The organism is Streptococcus oralis subsp. dentisani, from assembly GCF_002096685.1.
Lineage (GTDB): Bacteria > Bacillota > Bacilli > Lactobacillales > Streptococcaceae > Streptococcus > Streptococcus oralis_AD.
Genome location: NZ_NCVA01000033.1, coordinates 17,875 through 36,016 on the forward strand (window position 1 = coordinate 17,875; position 18,142 = coordinate 36,016).

General features: G+C 42.9%; 19 protein-coding genes, 12 tRNA genes and 1 rRNA gene. 1 reads left to right on the forward strand and 31 read right to left on the reverse strand.

Translation table 11 applies throughout. From position 1 onward, the window contains the following. Nucleotides 1–21: 21 nt before the first annotated feature. The 11 genes from comGG to tgt form a co-directional block, all read right to left on the reverse strand. A complete protein-coding gene (gene comGG, locus B7705_RS00490) occupies nucleotides 22–426 on the reverse strand; it encodes a competence type IV pilus minor pilin ComGG (RefSeq protein ID WP_084946802.1) in 405 nt (134 codons plus the stop codon). After that, nucleotides 404–865 (reverse strand): competence type IV pilus minor pilin ComGF, encoded by a 462-nt coding sequence (comGF, locus tag B7705_RS00495; protein WP_084946805.1) that lies wholly within the window; start codon nucleotides 863–865, stop codon nucleotides 404–406. The genes comGG and comGF overlap by 23 nt, the downstream gene beginning before the upstream one ends. Next, nucleotides 828–1,130 (reverse strand): competence type IV pilus minor pilin ComGE, encoded by a 303-nt coding sequence (gene comGE / locus B7705_RS00500; RefSeq protein ID WP_162284854.1) that lies wholly within the window; start codon nucleotides 1,128–1,130, stop codon nucleotides 828–830. The genes comGF and comGE overlap by 38 nt, the downstream gene beginning before the upstream one ends. After that, nucleotides 1,093–1,527: a competence type IV pilus minor pilin ComGD gene (comGD, locus tag B7705_RS00505; RefSeq protein WP_084946810.1), complete on the reverse strand. Its 435-nt coding sequence runs from the start codon at nucleotides 1,525–1,527 to the stop codon at nucleotides 1,093–1,095. Before comGD ends, comGE begins: the two co-directional genes overlap by 38 nt. After that, nucleotides 1,490–1,813, reverse strand: a complete 324-nt coding sequence (gene comGC, locus B7705_RS00510; RefSeq protein WP_000735797.1) for a competence type IV pilus major pilin ComGC — start codon at nucleotides 1,811–1,813, stop codon at nucleotides 1,490–1,492. The genes comGD and comGC overlap by 38 nt, the downstream gene beginning before the upstream one ends. A 1-nt stretch (nucleotide 1,814) precedes the next feature. After that, a complete protein-coding gene (gene comGB / locus B7705_RS00515) occupies nucleotides 1,815–2,831 on the reverse strand; it encodes a competence type IV pilus assembly protein ComGB (protein WP_084946813.1) in 1,017 nt (338 codons plus the stop codon). Next, nucleotides 2,779–3,720: a competence type IV pilus ATPase ComGA gene (comGA, locus tag B7705_RS00520; RefSeq protein ID WP_084946816.1), complete on the reverse strand. Its 942-nt coding sequence runs from the start codon at nucleotides 3,718–3,720 to the stop codon at nucleotides 2,779–2,781. The genes comGB and comGA overlap by 53 nt, the downstream gene beginning before the upstream one ends. 61 nt (nucleotides 3,721–3,781) lie before the next feature. Further along, a complete protein-coding gene (locus tag B7705_RS00525; protein WP_000286399.1) occupies nucleotides 3,782–4,147 on the reverse strand; it encodes a DUF1033 family protein in 366 nt (121 codons plus the stop codon). Nucleotides 4,148–4,295: 148 nt separating this feature from the next. After that, entirely contained in the window at nucleotides 4,296–5,447 is a 1,152-nt protein-coding gene (gene nagA, locus B7705_RS00530) for an N-acetylglucosamine-6-phosphate deacetylase (RefSeq protein WP_084945412.1), read from the reverse strand. Nucleotides 5,448–5,587: 140 nt separating this feature from the next. Beyond that, nucleotides 5,588–7,405 (reverse strand): acyltransferase family protein, encoded by a 1,818-nt coding sequence (locus B7705_RS00535; protein WP_084946820.1) that lies wholly within the window; start codon nucleotides 7,403–7,405, stop codon nucleotides 5,588–5,590. Between the two features lie 133 nt (nucleotides 7,406–7,538). Continuing rightward, nucleotides 7,539–8,681, reverse strand: coding sequence for a tRNA guanosine(34) transglycosylase Tgt (gene tgt, locus B7705_RS00540; protein ID WP_084946823.1), 1,143 nt, complete (start codon nucleotides 8,679–8,681; stop codon nucleotides 7,539–7,541). Nucleotides 8,682–8,797: 116 nt separating this feature from the next. Here tgt and B7705_RS00545 point away from each other — a divergent pair, with 116 nt between their 5' ends. After that, complete coding sequence (locus tag B7705_RS00545; RefSeq protein WP_084946826.1) at nucleotides 8,798–9,655, forward strand: DUF975 family protein; 858 nt, start codon at nucleotides 8,798–8,800, stop codon at nucleotides 9,653–9,655. Between the two features lie 40 nt (nucleotides 9,656–9,695). Here the strand turns inward: B7705_RS00545 and B7705_RS00550 are convergent, their stop codons facing one another. From B7705_RS00550 to rrf, 20 genes are all read right to left on the reverse strand, one after another. Next, nucleotides 9,696–10,058 (reverse strand): DUF1304 domain-containing protein, encoded by a 363-nt coding sequence (locus B7705_RS00550; protein ID WP_084946829.1) that lies wholly within the window; start codon nucleotides 10,056–10,058, stop codon nucleotides 9,696–9,698. 10 nt (nucleotides 10,059–10,068) lie between these two features. Beyond that, complete coding sequence (locus tag B7705_RS00555; RefSeq protein WP_084946831.1) at nucleotides 10,069–10,494, reverse strand: MarR family winged helix-turn-helix transcriptional regulator; 426 nt, start codon at nucleotides 10,492–10,494, stop codon at nucleotides 10,069–10,071. 197 nt (nucleotides 10,495–10,691) lie between these two features. After that, on the reverse strand, nucleotides 10,692–11,828 hold the full coding sequence (locus tag B7705_RS00560) for a LysM peptidoglycan-binding domain-containing protein (RefSeq protein ID WP_084946834.1): 1,137 nt from the start codon (nucleotides 11,826–11,828) through the stop codon (nucleotides 10,692–10,694). A gap of 129 nt (nucleotides 11,829–11,957) precedes the next feature. Beyond that, nucleotides 11,958–12,614 (reverse strand): HAD family hydrolase, encoded by a 657-nt coding sequence (locus B7705_RS00565; protein WP_084946837.1) that lies wholly within the window; start codon nucleotides 12,612–12,614, stop codon nucleotides 11,958–11,960. A 3-nt stretch (nucleotides 12,615–12,617) separates the two neighbouring features. Next, nucleotides 12,618–13,898 carry an MATE family efflux transporter gene (locus B7705_RS00570; protein WP_084946840.1) on the reverse strand — a complete coding sequence of 427 codons (1,281 nt, stop codon included), beginning with the start codon at nucleotides 13,896–13,898 and terminating at the stop codon, nucleotides 12,618–12,620. 60 nt (nucleotides 13,899–13,958) lie between these two features. Beyond that, the gene (gene thrC / locus B7705_RS00575) at nucleotides 13,959–15,443 is read right to left on the reverse strand and encodes a threonine synthase (RefSeq protein ID WP_084946843.1); all 1,485 of its coding nucleotides are present in this window, start codon (nucleotides 15,441–15,443) and stop codon (nucleotides 13,959–13,961) included. Between the two features lie 75 nt (nucleotides 15,444–15,518). Beyond that, nucleotides 15,519–16,796 carry a gamma-glutamylcysteine synthetase gene (locus B7705_RS00580; RefSeq protein ID WP_084946846.1) on the reverse strand — a complete coding sequence of 426 codons (1,278 nt, stop codon included), beginning with the start codon at nucleotides 16,794–16,796 and terminating at the stop codon, nucleotides 15,519–15,521. Between the two features lie 183 nt (nucleotides 16,797–16,979). Continuing rightward, nucleotides 16,980–17,063, reverse strand: a tRNA-Leu gene (locus B7705_RS00585). A gap of 9 nt (nucleotides 17,064–17,072) precedes the next feature. Beyond that, a tRNA-Gln gene (locus B7705_RS00590) sits at nucleotides 17,073–17,144 on the reverse strand. Between the two features lie 13 nt (nucleotides 17,145–17,157). Continuing rightward, nucleotides 17,158–17,230: transfer RNA gene (locus tag B7705_RS00595), tRNA-His, on the reverse strand. A 14-nt stretch (nucleotides 17,231–17,244) separates the two neighbouring features. After that, nucleotides 17,245–17,315, reverse strand: a tRNA-Trp gene (locus B7705_RS00600). An 11-nt stretch (nucleotides 17,316–17,326) separates the two neighbouring features. Beyond that, a tRNA-Tyr gene (locus B7705_RS00605) sits at nucleotides 17,327–17,407 on the reverse strand. Nucleotides 17,408–17,421: 14 nt separating this feature from the next. Next, nucleotides 17,422–17,494 (reverse strand) — tRNA-Phe (locus tag B7705_RS00610). A 3-nt stretch (nucleotides 17,495–17,497) separates the two neighbouring features. After that, nucleotides 17,498–17,571: transfer RNA gene (locus B7705_RS00615), tRNA-Met, on the reverse strand. A 12-nt stretch (nucleotides 17,572–17,583) separates the two neighbouring features. After that, a tRNA-Ser gene (locus tag B7705_RS00620) sits at nucleotides 17,584–17,673 on the reverse strand. Nucleotides 17,674–17,678: 5 nt separating this feature from the next. Beyond that, a tRNA-Glu gene (locus B7705_RS00625) sits at nucleotides 17,679–17,750 on the reverse strand. An 11-nt stretch (nucleotides 17,751–17,761) separates the two neighbouring features. Beyond that, a tRNA-Ile gene (locus tag B7705_RS00630) sits at nucleotides 17,762–17,835 on the reverse strand. Between the two features lie 34 nt (nucleotides 17,836–17,869). Then, nucleotides 17,870–17,940: transfer RNA gene (locus tag B7705_RS00635), tRNA-Gly, on the reverse strand. 5 nt (nucleotides 17,941–17,945) lie between these two features. Beyond that, nucleotides 17,946–18,018: transfer RNA gene (locus B7705_RS00640), tRNA-Val, on the reverse strand. Between the two features lie 29 nt (nucleotides 18,019–18,047). Next, nucleotides 18,048–18,142: ribosomal RNA gene (gene rrf, locus B7705_RS00645) — 5S ribosomal RNA — on the reverse strand; the annotation flags it as partial.

Sequence of the window (18,142 nt, forward strand, 5' to 3'; positions counted from 1 at the left end):
AACACAAAGTAGTTGAATTGACTAGGAATTGTCTTTCTTATCTTTTGTTGCTTTCTGATTGGTTTGCTCACTTGAGTTAGTTAATGATTGTTTCTCCGTATCTGTTTTCTTTTCCTTGGTTTTCATCGGAGGAAAGAGAAATCCATAGTTGCCCTTATTCATACGAACACTTGTTGCAAAACCTGTTTTCGTATTGTGATACGTGACTTTTCCTAGATTAAAGGCTCGTTCTCCACTTTCTTGTTCAGCCTTATCTTTGCTTCGCTTGGCCATGGCAAAAGCGGCTAACTTTTCTTTGTTTAGAGAAAAGTCTTTGTGATGGGCGACTTGCCGATTCAAATAAAACTGCAACAAAAGGCTAAAAATGGCTGCCATGGTGACTGCATATAAAAGAACACCTGCCTTAACTTTTTGTTTTTTCCACACGATAGATGAATTCCCTTTCTAAGCCTTTTTGAAATTGAAAACGAAAGCGAACCAGTTGATTTTCCTCTGTGATTTGTGCTGATTTCAATCCATAAACCATAGGCTGATAGCCCCGGCCACTGCTATCGGTCTTCCGAAAATCATCTAATTTAGACTTGCCTATCGAGATATCCTTACCATCCTGTTTCATGTAGATGCGATTGCCTTCCACCTTTTCAAACTGCGAACGCTCTAACTCCGCCTCCAGCTGATCCACAAACAAGAGCCACTCCTTTTGCTCGCTTTGTTGCTGGTAACGAACTTCTGAAATGAGGAGCTGGCTCATAGCTTGAAAGAGGAGCAAGCTGCCGCTAATGACGATAAGGGCAACCAGAGATTCTAAAAGAGTGAAAGCTCTTACCTTACTGTTCTTTAAGGTCGAGTAATTTCTCTGAACCATGGTAGACCTCCAATCCTTTTTCACTAGCAAACACCTGGATTTCCACTCCATTTACCTTTACCTGATTTTGACCTGTTTGCAGAGCCATCTTAGCCACACGTAAGACTTCCTCTTTTTGCAAGATTTCTGCCTCTTCTTGTCTATTTTTCTGAATTTGTCCCAAGAGGATGGTTGCAATACTGGCAAATATGGCTAGCGCTACTACCGCTTCCAGTAAAACCACTGCCCTAATTTTTTGTTTCCTTAATGCGTTTAATTTTTCCATTTCCTAGATATAATTGATAGCGAATCGATCCTTTGCTGGTCTGAAATTCAACCTTAGCCAGGGACGAATTGCCCCCAGCTCGATCAAAATGAATCGTTTGTCCAGATGGTGCCTGAATCCCTTTGGGAACAGTCAACTTCTGACTGCCATTGCTGATTGTCTGCCCATCTAAGTTCAAGCTGGTCTTTTGCTGACTCGCAACACTGCGCTTTTGGGTTTCGCGATAAAGTTCTTCAAATTCCATAAAGAAAATCTGCTCCTCTACCGCTGCAAAACTGGACTGGACTGAGCCGGACAAGCCCAAGGCTACGATACTCACAAGCCCCAAAACCAAGAGACTTTCTAACACGGTAAAGGCCTTAATCCGCAACAGTTTGACTTGTTTTTTGTTTTGCATGGTATTCTTTATAAGCCTTGGCTTGCTCTGCTGTGATGCGACCGTCTGCCTGTAATTTGCTTAGGCTAGCATCTTCATTCTTGTCCAGACTATAGAGTTCTGCCTGACTTTCCACCACCTTAACAACAGCAGCTTTTCCTTTGTCATTCACTGCATCCTTTTGTTTGGTCAAATTAGGCACAAAGAGCAAGAGAAGTACGCTAATGATTAAAAGGACCACCAACATTTCCACGAGAGTAAAGGCTTTCGCCTTGGCTTTTTTCAAATTTGTCATAAGTTTTTTCATTTTAAAAATTTACCTCCATATTTTGATACATGGGCATGAGCATTGCCGCATAAAGTAAAACGATAATCAGGGCCACAAAGATAAAGACCAGTGGCTGCACCAAATTCATGGTGCGGTTGACTCGGGTAAAAAAGACTTCCCAAGTTTTTTCAGCATAGATTTCCAACTCACTCCCCAGCTTGGATTTGACTTCCCCATACTCGATGATGAGACTCAACTCCTTTTTAAAGAAAGGATATCTCGCTATGGTTTGAGAAAATTCACGGCCATTTTGCAGGGCTTGAGCCAGATCTTGACCGATTTCTTTAAAGAGCTGAGAACCTTGTTCCTGCATCATCTGAAAAATCTGCGTCAGCTCCATCCCCTGTGAAATCATATTGCCCCACTCACGCGCGTAATAGGCTGTCAGATAGGTCTGGACAAAGATTCCTAGGAAGGGAATCCGCGCTAACATCGAGAAGACCCGCATCTTAGAACTTCTTTTGTAGAAAGTGAGAGCTAAAAGTAGAGACAGAGAGCAAACCAACACTAGTCCCAGAAAAATTTGTGGCAGATTGCCGATGATTTGGGTGGTGATATTGCTACTGTCCAGTTGGGGGAGTAGATAGTTTCTTAATCCCAGCATGATTAGCAGGAGAAATCCCAGCAAAATCAAAGGATAGGTCGCCACTTCGATTAACTTTTTCTTGACCTTGGCCAGATTGTCTAGATACTCTTCTATCTTTCCCAAACTCAGGTGAAGATTCCCGTGAACTTCAGCTAGGGATAATTGGGTCACAATAGCACTTGAAAAACCCAAGCTGTCCATCATCTCTGAAAAGGATTTCCCCTGGGACAAGCCTTGGTGCATCTGGGCCACATAGTCCTTTTCCAGCAAGGCACTTCTCCCCAAGAAAGAAATAATTTCCACCAAATGAAAACCACTGGAGAAGAGATTATTAAACAAGGTGATGATTTTCTTTTGCTTAGCTGTAGCTAATTTTTTCTGTTTCAGCCTGAAGACTTGTGATATGTCCATCTTTAAGAAGCTGGTCAATCTGCGCATTCCAGCTAGTTGGCTGGTGTTCTTGATAGTCTTTGTTTGCAAAATCAACGATTCCTCCTCCCCCGATTAATCTCTGATAGCAGACACCTTGTAGCACAACTGCTAGTTCCTCCTCCGTCACACCCAACTCCAGAAGGCGTTCATAAACACCTCGGATACTCTTGGCATGAATGGTTGAAAAGACTGTCGCACCTGTCAAACTGGCTCTGACCACTGCACGTGCCGTCTCGCTATCCCGAATTTCACCGATAATCAAGAGGTCTGGACGGTGTCGGAGAGACAGTTTGATCAGATTTTCATAGGTCAGTCCAATCGCCTCATTCAACTGCAACTGCAACATCTCTTCCTGCTTGATCTCGACAGGGTCTTCGATAGACATAACCTGCTGCCCCTTAAACAGAGACTTAGCTAATTCGTGCATCAGCGTCGTCTTGCCACTTCCGACTGGACCTGCAAATAGATAGAGACCCCTTTGTCTGTATTGCTTGCCCAGTTCTCCAATATCCTGAAACCAGAAATGCAGGTCCCGCTCCTCATCGTGTAACAAACGAATGACCAAACTCTCATGTCCCCGATAATCTCCCACGGTGGACAAACGCAGTGAAGAAACCTTTTCGTCATACTGATAATCACAAGAACCCAGCTGACTGCGACGCTTTTCTCCTACATTCATCCCAGCCACAAACTTGAAATGACTAATCACAGCAGCTAAAACATCAAACTCATAGGAGTCAACTAGACACCGTTCGTCTCCAATCCGCATGTGAAGCTCGTAGGACTTTTCCTTGGGGATAAAATAGATATCCTGAGCCTTCTTTTCTTTCGCAGTAGCAATAATTTTCTGTGCAATTTCTTGTACCATACCGCCCTCCTTATCTAACTATTCGCAAAAAAATAAAAAAGCAACTTAAAAAGTTACTTTTTTATCTCCATTTCATGCGGCAAGAACGATGCTTTTCTTGACCTGTTTGTTTTTCGTAGCCTGGGCGTAGCTTTTCATCGGGGATGACTTGCTCATCCTGTAAAAGTGCCAAAGAATGGTACTGCTGCAAATACTCATCGCACTCATCACACCAGCGTTGGTCAGCAGGATCCCAAAAGATAGTCATCAAATCACTCCGACTCTTATAAAGAGGATTCTTCTTTTCCAACTCAAACCAGCATGATTTATAATATTTTAGAGCATCATAATACTTGTCAAAAGATTGACTCATGATGACATCTTCTTCCCAGCCTTCTATAAACCACCACGGTTCAAAATCCCCATACATTTCTATAACACGATACATTTTCACTACTTCCTTTGTACCGTATATTATAACGAATTTTCTAGAACAATGAAAGGATTTTGCTTCATTATAGAACAATCCTCTAGCTTTCTGAAGATACCTCTAAATAGAAAAGCAAAGGCTGAGTCATCACAGCCTCTGCTTTTTACTATGCTTGATAACGTTTCACACCATCTAGGTAGGTTGCTACCAATTCCAAATCTTTATCTAGTACGATAAAGTCAGCGTCATAACCCTCGCGGATTTGACCACAGACATCATCGATGTGAACAGATTTTGCTGGGTTGAGGCTGGCCATCATGACTGCTTCATGCGGATTCGCAATGCCCCATTCGACCACATTCTTCAAACCGTCTTTGAGTTTGAGGATAGAACCTGCCAAATTGCCTGTAGATTTGAGGCGAGCAGTTCCATTAGCAACTACTACCGGGAATTCTCCCAACATGTAATCTCCATCTTCTAAGCCACCAGCTGTCATACAGTCTGTGATAAGGGCAATATTTTCAGTTCCCTTTTGCTTAAGCAAAATATCACAAGCCTTTGGATCTACGTGGTGACCATCACAAATCAATTCTGCGTAGGTATGAGGCAATTCATACATGGCACCAACCATACCGAGCTCACGGTGAGTCAACCCACGCATTCCATTGTAGGCATGTACCCAAACACTTGCTCCAGCATCGACTGCCTTTTTAGCTTCATCAAAAGTCGCATTTGAGTGTCCAAGAGCAACGGTCACACCTTCGCCCGTAATCGTACGAACAAAGTCTTCTACACCTTCACGTTCTGGCGCAAGGGCAATTTTATTTAGCAAACCATTAGCTGCTTTTTGCCAAGCACGAAACTCATCCATACGAGGGTCTTTCATATAGGCAGGGTTTTGAGCTCCTTTGTATTTCTCTGTGAAATACGGTCCTTCAAAATAGATTCCACGAATTTTGGCTCCACTTGCTTCTTGGTATCGAGCACCGATATTTTCTGTTACCGCAAGCAATTGCTCATAAGATGAGGTCAAAGTTGTCGGCAAGAAGCTCGTTACTCCCATGCTGAGGAGCCCTTCACTCATAGTATGAAGAGTTCCTTCGATATTATTATCCATGACATCCACACCACCAAATCCATGAATGTGGGTATCCACAAGTCCTGGAGCAATGCTGTAGCCTGTATAGTCAATCACCTCAGCTCCTTCAGGAATCTGTTCTACATGCTTTCCAAACTTGCCATCCACAAGTTCCAAGTAACCGCCACGGCGAACTCCGTGTGGGTAGAAAAACTGATCCGCTTTAATATAATTAGGCATAATGATAACCTCCTTGATAGATTGATTCTAGAATTTATTATGTCAATTACATTATAAACCTTTCTTTTTCATTTGTAAATGGTATAGACCTGTTTTTCGTGGATATTTTAAAAGAGCTGGATTTCTCCAACTCTTTGATCTTATTTTGATTTCACAGGCAATTCCTGAGCAGCCTTAACAGCAGCTGCAATCGTCTCTGCGTAAAGTTTAGCACCTTCTTCAATCATGTTGCTATCATTTCCAAAGTGGACTTGGTCGGTTCCAGCCCAGATTTCAGGGTGTTCCTTAGCAACCTTATTCCAGTCTGCGATGCTCACGTAAGGAGTCTTTTCTGCTAATTCTCGCGCATAAGTCGCATACTGCTCAACTGATTTGTAAGTCTCCTTGCTCTTGTCACCTTCATAAGGAGTTACAAGAATCAGATGGTGGCCTTTGGGAAGATTTTTAACGATCGTATCTAAGTCATCTTTATAATTCTCTGGTCCATTTACACCCGTTGCAATGACAACTGTTTTTAGAAGTACCTTGTTCTGGCTGTTATTGAGCATGATGTCATTGGCTTGCTTGGTTGTCCGACTAACTTGAGCGTTGATATTTGCTTCAGGAAGGGCCTCTTGTAAGGCTGTATTAGCACGCAAGGCTACCGAATCTCCAATCAGACTCGTTCCCTCAGAAATTCCCAGTCGGCTAGCCTCTGCTTGCTCAGCAAGAGTCTTTGTTTGTCCTATATTGGTCTGGGCTTGTTTAAAACCATTCACCATCAAGTCTGTTTCAAAGGCTCCAACTTGAGGAGCCACAGCTATGATAATCAAGGTAATCAAGGTAAGAATGCCAGCACCACCAGCACTAATTGGTTTAATATGAGGTAATCGACTAATCTTCCGTATTAAAGGATTGGTCTTACCGGCAATCAATGGCTCAATAATATAGAAGGATAGGATAGCAAAGAAATAAGAAAAGATGATTGTCAGAATAACAGCAGGCAAATTACTCATCAACTGAGAAAAGATAATATAAAAAGGCCAGTGGAAGAGATAAACCGCATAGCTGGTATCCGCTAAAAATGTGATTATCCGTGGTTCTTGTATCTCAGACGTTTTCTCATGCAAGACACGCGCAGCAAAAATCATGATCACGGCCGCTAAACTTGCCAGTACGAAACCAAATAAATAAGCGAATAAGTAGGTGAACTTGACAAAGAAAGTCAAGAGCAATAACACCAAGAGACCTGCAGCAAATACCAGTAGATTCTGACGAAGATCCCACATCCGATCAAACTGCTTGACTAAATCGCTCGTCTGACGAACACCTACAACCGTCGCCAAAATGCTTCCTAAAAAGAAGGGATAGACATGGGTTAAACTTGAAAAGTAGACAGACGAATGGGAACTAGCCATTAGACTACCAATAAACATAGAGAAAAAGCTAATGATGAAAGCTCCCGTAGAAAGAAGAAATACCATCCCTTTCAATTGACTACTAGATTTTGAACGTTTCGATAAGAACCAAACCGCTAAGCCCCAAAGGATATAGTAGTGAACCTCAACAGCTAGACTCCAGTTGTGAACAAAGAGATGCGGAATGAACTGGGATTCATAACTGCCCCCTGTTAACATTTCGTAGAAGTTGGTCATAAAACCGAGAACTCCAGCTATCTGGCCACCAATTCCAGCAACATAGTCTTGACGAACCAAGAAAGTAAAAGGCATGGTCACCAAAACCATCAGCACCACAGGTGGCACGATGCGGTAAAACCGTCTCTTAAAAAAGCCCAACAAATCAATCTGATGTGCCTTCCCAAATTCTTCTAAAAGGAGGGAGGTGATCAAAAATCCTGAAAAAGTGAAAAAGACATCTACCCCAAAGAATCCTCCAGGAAAGATCGTTTGAAAGAAGTGGTACAAAAGCACCAAAAGTAAACCTGTAATCCTAATCAAGGAAAACCATTTAATACGCATACGAGTCTATTCTCCATTAAATTAGGAAGCAAAACACCACCTAATTTCCATTCCATTATACTCCCTATTCTATCAAAAAAATAGGAAAAATCCTAAGAGAAAACTTAGGATTTCAGTATTCTATTTTTACACTTTAGAAATTGCGTCCTGACTTGCTGTAGCCATATTTTTCCACAAAATACTCACGAAATTCCAAGAGATTGTCATCCATGATGGCTTGACGGACCTGCTTCATCAGGTTGAGCAAGAAGTAAAGATTGTGATAGCTAGTCAAGCGGATACCAAAGGTTTCGTCAGCCTTGAGCAGGTGACGAAGGTAGGCGCGTATGTAGTTCTTACATGTGTAGCAATCACACTCAGGATCCAGTGGCGTAAAGTCTTCGGCGAATTGGGCATTTTTGACAACCAAACGACCTTGACTGGTCATACAAGTTCCGTTACGAGCGATACGAGTCGGTAAGACACAGTCAAACATATCCACACCACGAATAACCCCATCAATCAAGCTATCTGGCGCTCCCACACCCATCAAATAGCGAGGTTTATTTTCAGGAAGAAGTTGGGTTGTGAAGTCCAAGACTGCATTCATTTCTTCGTGGGTTTCTCCCACTGCCAAACCACCGATAGAGTAGCCTGGGAAATCCATGCTGACAAGGTCGTGAGCTGACTGACGGCGAAGGTCTTCAAATCCTGCCCCCTGCACAATCCCAAATAATCCTTGATCATGCGGACGACGGTGAGCCTTCAAACCACGCTCAGCCCAACGGCTGGTACGCTCGATTGATTTCTTAACGTAGTCGTAAGGTTGGTAAAACTGAGGACATTCATCAAAAGACATCATGATGTCTGAGCCTAGATTGTTCTGAATAGAAATAGCCTTTTCTGGCGATAGGAACATCTTGGAACCATTGAGATGGTTTTTAAAGGTTACCCCTTCTTCTGTGATATTTCGGCTATCTGCTAGGGAATAAACCTGAAAACCACCACTATCCGTTAAAATAGGCTGGTCCCAGTTCATGAACTTGTGGAGACCACCTGCGCGCGCGATGAGTTCATCTCCTGGACGGAGCCACAAGTGATAGGTGTTGGACAGAATAATCCCTGAACCCATCTTCTTCAACTCCTCTGGTGACTGGGTTTTTACAGTAGCTTGGGTCCCAACTGGCATAAACATAGGCGTTGGAAAGGTCCCGTGCGGGGTGATGATTTCTCCCAGACGAGCTCCCGTGTGTTTTTCTTTCTTAATCAAGCGGTATTTGATTGGTGAATCTGTCATTTTCTACCTCCGAAGCTGGGAAAAACAGTCCCAGTTCATACTTTGTGCCCAAAGGCATACTGTATGATTTTATCAAAAAATCTAGGAACTGTCACGAACTATGGTATAATGAAAGAATGAAATACCCAAAAATTGATTTAAAAACCATTCGTCTGCAGACTAGGCAATTTCAGGCTGAAAATCCCCGCCTCTTTCTCGTCTATCTCTTACCTAGCATACTGGTCATCTTATCAGGCTTTCTCAACCCCTTGGCTCGTCTCCAAGAAAGTGTTTTAGAGCAATCCTTTTTCAGCATGCTGGCACAAGTGCTCCAAGCCTATCTCTTCCCGCTAGTGGTTTCTTTTATGAGCACGATTTTTCTAGCTGGTGCTGCCTTTGCGACACTCCGACTCCTCAAAGATCCTGATACGGAACTCTCAGTAAAATCAAGCCTGACCCTCTTTGCTGAAGAGCGCTTCTCGCAAACCTTCCTAACCCTGCTCCTCAAACGTTTCTACCTCTTTTTATGGAGCATTCCAAACTTAGTAGGCGTTTATTTTCTTTTTTATAGCAATCTCTTGGCTCGGAGATTTGTCGCCCTACATCCTGAATTTCCAAAATTAGACCTCTCATCCGTTGAAACGGAGCAGTTCCTTCTGACCTTTGGGCTCTACTTTTTCGCGAGTCTCATCTTGATGATTGTGGGAAACATCCTCTACATTCCACAACATTATGCCTACTCGCAGGTAGAATTCCTCCTCTGCGACACTCTGGATTTAGGACATGCTAAACCCCGTCAAATCCTGAAAACTAGCCGTTTCTTGATGAAGGGTTACAAATTCCAGCGCTTTGTCCTCGACCTACAACTACTCCCTTGGTACTTCCTTAACTGGATCACCTTTGGAATTGCTAGCTTTTCACTCCTTCCCTATATCCAAAACAATCACATCTTCTTTTACAGAGCCCTACTAGCCCGTAAACGTCGAAATGGATAAGAACCTACAAAAACCAGCATCTTTCAGGACACTGGTTTTCTTATTTCAAAAGCAACATACTCAGCAGAGCCAAAATAGCGGGCCCACCTTGCTTTAGAAGAATCTTCTTATCTGCTGTTAGAGAACCGTAGGTCGCTGCACCAAGAACAAATAGAATAAAAATAGTCACAATTTCCAAGCTTTGCGAAAAATAAATTCCGTATAAGAGAAAGACACCCAGCAAAGCATTATAAATCCCTTGGTTTTTAAATAATGAACTCACTGAAGGACGAGCCAGTTCTTCCTTGTCCACATTAAACACTCGACTAGTAGTATCTGATTGCGTAGCCACACTTTCCAAATAAAAAATGTAAAAATGCTCCAAGGCAACGATAGTTGCTAAAACAATTGTAAAAATAGACATATTCTTCTCCTTAAATTTTTATCTCTTCTAAGCCAGATATCAACTTTTCTAACAAGCGACTGAACTCTTCTCGCTCTCCTTTTGTAAGTACACTCTCCATCTGATTTTTTACGTTTATATGTTGTTGAGGAGAGTTGGTTACTAGTTGTTCTCTCGCAAAGTCTGTGACTTCCACCAAAACCTCCCTCTGGTTTTCAGGATTCCGACGTCGATTAACCAAACCTCCCTTTTCCAAAATTTTAAAGTGCCGTGTCAAGGCAGCCTGATCAATCTTCAATCTATCCAGAACTGCTATTTGATTACACGGTGACTGATCGATTAAGAAACACAAGATTTGATAACGAGTCAGACTAATCCCCAATTGGCGTTCGAATAGTTGTGTCATAGACTGATCTGCCAACCGTAGCTGATACAGTAAATCATGGATTGCTACCATAAATCTTTCTCCTTTAAAGTTGATTCGTCAATGATGGACTTATCAAGTATAGTATAGACTAAAAAACAAATCAAGTAATATGCTTACATTCTCTTGAAATATTACTCACTTCCTCATATTTATCCCTTTTACCCTGAAGGAATGACACACAAAAAAGAAGAGGGAACTCAATTAGTTCCCAACTTCCATTTTAATGATTAATTCATTGATACGTGAACGTGGTCATAGTGGTTTTCAGTCACACTACCACGATCTGGCATTGGATTCCAAGTGTAGGCAGGTCCATATTTACTATCGTATGGAGCGTAGAAACGTTGTTTCCAGATGATGTAGTTGATACCACGGCTAGCCATATTTTGAACCGCGTATTCCGCGATTTGATCACCAAGTGCTGAACTCACTGGGACCATAAAGTCGATGGCCAATCCTTTACCATGGTCCCCACTGTCACCAGGACGGTAACCGCTAAAGGATGTAATTCCAAACAAATTGGCAATTTCTTCTTTAAAGGCTGCAGTTTGTGGTTGTAGACCAGCATTCTCAGACTTGGTTACAGCAAGTCCTGCATAATCAGGAACAGCTGGAGCCGAATAAGTTCTTGAAGCCGTTTGGCTTTGCTCTGCTTGATAAGTCAAAGTTGTAGTATCAGAATTTGTTGTTTCTTCTGCTGCACTTGTTCCTGTTGTATCAGCAGGCATTTCAGTTGCTGGAGCAGCTGCTACTGGTGCTTCTGCTGGAGTTGTTGCTGCTACTGGTGCTTCCGCTGGAGTCGTTTCAGCTGTTTCTTCAGCTACAGGTGTTTCTGTAGATGGTGTCTCCTCAGCAACTGTTGCTGTCTCAGAAACTTCTGAACTTGATGCCACTTCTGTTGGTTTTTCAGTCTCTGTTACAGTTGGAGCTTCCTCAATTGGTTGAGAAAGGTCTTCTACTTGAACTGTTTGTTCATCGACTGTCACTTGATTTTTCGTCAAATCAGCTGTCGCAGTCGTCGCTTCTTCACTAGCATCTGCTTGAGGAGTTTGGATTTCAACTTCCGTTACCTCTTCTTCCTCATTGACAGTTGTAGTGAGGACAGTATCTGGGAAAATCAAATCCATATTGGTGATTTTGTTCAAATTTGCAAGAACTGTGACATCTACACCCAAGGCTTCCGCAATGGTACTCAAGGTATCACCATACTGTACTGTATAGCTTGTTTTGTTGTCCGTTTTAGTCAAATCGTTTTGGATTTGCTCAACACTACGTGCAGTCCAAAGGACTTCTTCTGCTTGAGTTGCCAACACAGGTGCAAATGACAAGGCTACTGTTGAGGCTAAAATAATTCTTTTCTTCATTCGTTCCTATTCCTTTCAAATGAATACCTGTCTATCATATCACAAAAAAAGCAGAAAAAAAGCCCTCTCGGGCCTATTTAACAGAACTGTCTATTCCTTGTAACAAACTCGATTACTTGAAATAGTTTGTTAGCTTTCTGTCACAAAACTGACACAATTTTCTCGTCCCTTATCCTCAAAAATATAAGGAATAGCTGCTAGTGCTTGAATCCTGTGATTCACTTCATAAGAAGACTCTAAAAAGTTGATGCTTTGAAGGCCACTATTCTGGGCAAATTCCACATCCAAAGTCCGGTCCCCTATATAATAGGTATTATTAGGATCCAGCTGATACTTTTCTAGTAGATAGTTAGCCGCTTCTGGACTAGGCTTGCGCTCAAAACCACTCTGACTAGTTAGAATCTCTGTGAAATAGGACTCCAACCCCAAGTCTCTTAGAATAGCAAAAGCATTGTCCCCCTTATGAGTATAGACAAACTGCTGAATCCCTGCTTCGTCTGCCCAAGCTAGCACTTCACGCGCACCTGGCATCAAAACTACCTGAGCATTCTTCTCAGCCAGACTCTGGGCACGCACCTGATTGAGCACTTCCGCATCCAACTTTCTCTCTTCTGCCACTTGCTCCAGCAAATCCTGCACAGAAAACTTGAGGATAAACTCTCTCACTTTCTCCTTATCATAAGGAATAGCAAACTGACCAAAAGTCTCCTCAATCCCTGATAAAATCGCTTCGTAAGAGTCCAATAAAGTCCCGTCTAAATCCCAAATAAAAGCTGTTTCTTTCATCTCCTATCCTTTCAAGCTCATATAACGCTGGTAACGGTAACGTAGAAATAACCAGCGAAAACCATTATCCAAAAGTGTCCCTGCCCAAATACCTGGTAAGCCCCAACCAAGCACAAGCCCCATCAAATAAGCTGTCCCTATACGGATACACCACATCCCAATACTTGTCGCATAAAAGGGGAGGCGAGCATTTCCCAAGCCCTGCCAAACTGCCGTATAGATGACTGTCCCTGTCGCCATAGGAGTTCCTAGTAGAGAGAAAAGTGCCACCAAAACGCTCGCTTCGACTGCTACAGGATCGGTCGTATAGAGATGAGTCAGTGGTGTCCCTAAGGCATAGATACTGAGAGTTAAGGGCAACATGAGAAGCAGAGAAAGCCAAAAGGTTTGCTTACTCAAATCATCTACTCTTTCCCAGTTATTCTCTCCAACTGCTCGAGCTACCTGCATGACCGTTGCTGTAGCCACGCCAAAGGCAGGCATATAGTTAAACTGGGTCAAGACTTCTCCGACTGCATTCCCCGCTACTGCCTCCGTTCCAAAAGAGACGACCAAGGCAATGATCACTACATCTCCAGCCCGCATCATGAGACGTTCTCCTGCCGCTGGCAAAGCCAAGGTCAATAGTTCTTTATCTAAAGCAAAAGTCGGTTTCTCAAAAGGCAGCTTTAATTGCGACCACAAAATCACAAGACCGACTAAGCGAGACAAGATAGTCCCCCAAGCAACACCCGCTATACCCATATCAAGGACAAAAATAGCTAGACTTGAAAAAAGAATATTCAAGGCATTGGATAAAAGACTCACATAGAGGGGGAGACGCGGATTATGCGTTGCACGAATCAAGGCGCCTAGACTCGTCATCAAGCCCAAGAGAACAATCGATCCGCCTACCAAAGATAGGTAGAGTCCACCACTCTCGGCCACAGCCTGCTCAGTTCCCAAAAGTCCTATCATCTCTTGCCCAGCAAAGAGCGATAAGGCGCCTAAAAGTGCACTCAGCAATAGGGTTATCTTGAGAGCCTCTGTCACGTGATAAGCCAACTTAGACTGATCTTTCTGCCCCAAACTTTTTGAAATAACGCTGGAAATAGCAGCTCCCAGAGCGATAAAAATCGCCTGGTAAATGGTGATAATATTGCCAGCAACTGAAACACCCGAAATAGCTATCAGTCCCAAGTGAGCGACCAAGTAACTGTCCACCATTCCCATGAGCATTTGCAAAAAGTTTTCACCCATAGCTGGCAATGCAATATTAAGAATGTCTTTATTTTTCTTAAACAATCCTTCCTCCTGATGAAAAGAAACTCAGTTGGTTTCCCAACCGAGTTTACTCTCTCTGTCTTAAAGTCCTAGATAAGCCTCCACCGCTGCTTGCATATCAGCAGCCGCCACTGTTGTTTTATGACGAACCGGAGCTGTTTCAAGGCTATCAACCGCTGGTGGCACTGCCACTCCTGAAATGTCATGTAATTGAGCCAAGGCTTCAAAGTCTGTCAAGCCTGCTTTTCCTGTTACAGCTTCTACTGCAACCACTGGGAACTTGTATGGACTAGCTGTTGATGCAATCACTGTCTTAGTCGCATCACCAGTAGCCACTTTGTATTTTCTATACACTGCTGAGGCAACAGCTGTGTGTGGATCCTCGATGTAAGCATCTGTTTGATAAACACGTTTAATTTCTGTCGCAGTTTCTTCCTCAGTCGCATATTCAGCTGCAAAGAGTTCCAGAATCGCTGCATCAAAGTCTGTCAATTCATATTGTCCTTGTGTACTCAAGGCATTCATGAGTTCAGCCGTCTTAACCGCATCGTTCCCCAAAAGATGAAAAATCAAGCGCTCCAAGTTTGAAGACACTAGGATATCCATAGATGGGCTAGTTGTGACCTTAAACTCACGTTTCTTGTCATAGACACGTGTTTTAAAGAAGTCTGTCAAGACATTATTGTCATTTGAAGCACAGACTAATTTGCCGACTGGTAGGCCGATTTGTTTAGCATAAAAGGCAGCCAAGATATTACCGAAGTTTCCAGTTGGTACTGTGAAGTTGACTTTTTCACCAGCCACAATCTCACCAGCCTTGATCAACTGCGCATAGGCATAGACATAATAAACAACCTGTGGTACCAAACGACCAATATTCATAGAGTTAGCTGATGAAAACTGTAGCTTATTAGCAGCCAATTTTTCACGAAGTTCCACATCGTTAAACATGTGCTTCACGTTTGTTTGCGCATCGTCAAAGTTTCCATCGATGGCTACAACGTGGGTATTGTCTCCAGTTTGAGTGGTCATTTGCAACTCTTGCACCTTGCTGACACCGTCTTTTGGATAAAAAACGATAATCTCAGTACCAGGCACATCTGCAAAACCTGCCATAGCTGCTTTTCCGGTATCACCAGATGTCGCTGTCAAAATGACAATCTTGTTCTCCAAACCATGCTTTTTAGCCGCTGTTGTCATAAAGTATGGCAAGATGGACAAGGCCATATCCTTAAAGGCAATCGTTGAACCATGGAACAATTCCAAGTTGTATTGCCCATCCAGTTTCACCAGTGGCGCAATCGCTGGAGTATCAAACTTGCTATCGTAGGCATTGTTGATACAGTAGTCCAACTCCTCTGCAGTAAAGTCATCTAAAAATGCTGACAAAACTAACTTAGCAACTTCCTGGTAAGAAGCATCTTTCAATTTTTCAAAGTCCAAATCTACCTTTGGATAAGTAAGCGGTGTAAACAAACCACCATCCAACGCCAAACCTTGCAAAATAGCTTGGCTGGCAGTTACTGTATTGTTGGCATCACGCGTTGATTGATAAACTAATGTCATGAATCTCTATCCTTTATCTATAGTCTCTTCCATTATATCATGATTTTTCAGAAAATTCTCCCTTTATAAGAGAAATTATAGACCCAATTCTTTCTTCAAAGGCTCTAAGTAAATCATTTCTTGCTTGCCTCTCTTCTCCAGTCCTTCCTCAGCTAGGGTGAGTAAATCTTTAGAAAACTCGAGAACCGCAGCTTCTTCCTCATCTGTGAGTTTTTTCTTAGAAAATTGTCGCCTTAAAGACTTGTAATCACGACCAGCTGTGGTAAAAAACGGAGCCTTTTTCAAATAAGTTTCTAATTGGTCTAAATTAACCAACAATCCCAAGTGAAAGGCAGCAGAAGCAAAAGTCCTATCAAGCGGCTGAGTACACACACTACGAAACTCAACTGTTCCTCGAGTTGTTAAGTCTTGGTACTGGTAACTACGATGAGTTTGGAAATCCTCCTCCTGAGGATAGATCAATACTTCATCCCCATTAAGGGTAAATGCTTGGATTTCAGGTGTAGTCAAATAATCTCTAGCCTGAATCGGATAAAAATAATAGGTCTGCTCATCACGCTCCGCAGTAAAAATCGCAGAGTGATCCAGATAATCAAAAAAATCATCCTCATCTTTAAAGAGTCTAGCATTGACACCTACATTCTCTGGATAGATCCCATGCATAGATTTTTCCCAAAAAATATCTCTCGAAACTTTGGTATCCCAGTCTGCCTCCGAAAACACAGAATTGGCAAACAAATAGGCTTTTGCTGCTTCAATTTGTGTAAAAACATTGATAACACGCAGGTAGTTAGACTTTGAAACATCCAGTTGAACTTGGCTCCCACAGATAAAAGCGCCATATCGTGGATAATCGTGTAAATCCATACCTGGAAGAGTTCTGCTCAACTTCAAATAGTTCATTAACATCTGATAGCGGGGATAAGCCACTGGTTGATTCTCATTCTTCTCCCAGTAGGGATGGATTCCAGAACCAACTATGGCATGATTTGTTTCACCCAACTTTTTCTGAATCAGATCCATGTAGTCTCTAAAACGCTCCTCAACCTCTTGAATGGATTTAGCCCTACCAAAAGCAAACTCAACGGTCGTATAAGCAACTTCAAATAAGATTGTATCCTGACTGACCGGATCTAGTAACTGAATTGGATTTCCAAAATCATCAACTCTCTCAACTGTAAACTTCAGAACAGAAGATAAATACCGAAACAGTTCCTTAACAACCTCAATATCCGTAGTCTTACCCCCTAAATTGACAACAGGATACTCCAGCTCAACCCCAACAAATAAATCAGGCTTCTCTTTTACATTTTCTAAGTAGCGCTTCTTAAGCAAGTCAACCGAACGAGACATTAACCACCAAACTCTTTCATAATCTACATAAAATGTGAATAAGTAATATTATACCAAAAACACACTAAAAATGATTAGAATAAGAAGAAAAAGATAATTCATCAGTTATCTGTACTTAAAGAAAAATATCAAAATCTTCACTAAATCAAAAAACAAGGTCCGAAAACCTTGTCGTTATTACTATACCGGCGGCCGGGGTCGAACCGGCACGTCCTTGCGGACACTGGATTTTGAGTCCAGCGCGTCTGCCAATTCCGCCACGCCGGCAAATAGTAACTGGGGTAGCTGGATTCGAACCAACGCATGAGGGAGTCAAAGTCCCTTGCCTTACCGCTTGGCTATACCCCAATAATATAAAATAGGCGAGTGATGGGGATCGAACCCACGCATGCCAGAGCCACAATCTGGTGTGTTAACCACTTCACCACACCCGCCATAATTCTATAAACACGGGCAGTAGGAATTGAACCCACACTGAAGGTTTTGGAGACCTTAGTTCTACCTTTAAACTATGCCCGTAACTAAAGGAATGGAAGGGGAGGGATTCGAACCCCCGAACCCGAAGGAGCGGATTTACAGTCCGCCGCGTTTAGCCTCTTCGCTACCCTTCCTAGTCATAAGTATATGGCGCGAGACGGAATCGAACCGCCGACACATGGAGCTTCAATCCATTGCTCTACCAACTGAGCTACCGAGCCAAATTGCGGGAGCAGGATTTGAACCTACGACCTTCGGGTTATGAGCCCGACGAGCTACCGAGCTGCTCCATCCCGCGTTAATAATAAAAAGGAGGATGTGGGATTCGAACCCACGCACGCTTTTACACGCCTGACGGTTTTCAAGACCGTTCCCTTCAGCCAGACTTGGGTAATCCTCCAAAAATAGTCCGTACGGGATTCGAACCCGTGTTACCGCCGTGAAAAGGCGGTGTCTTAACCCCTTGACCAACGGACCATATTCATAAATGGGCACGAGTGGACTCGAACCACCGACCTCACGCTTATCAGGCGTGCGCTCTAACCACCTGAGCTACGCGCCCAAGTTAAAAACTTGGTAATTTGAACAAAGTTCAAAGCGGGTGACGAGAATCGAACTCGCGACAACAGCTTGGAAGGCTGTAGTTTTACCACTAAACTACACCCGCTAAAATGGGAGTTAACGGGATCGAACCGCTGACCCTCTGCTTGTAAGGCAGATGCTCTCCCAGCTGAGCTAAACTCCCAAAAAGGAAGCCTCTAAACTTCCTATTCTGCTAAGCGACTTCCATATCTCACAGGGGGCAACCCCCAACTACTTCCGGCGTTCTAGGGCTTAACTGCTGTGTTCGGCATGGGTACAGGTGTATC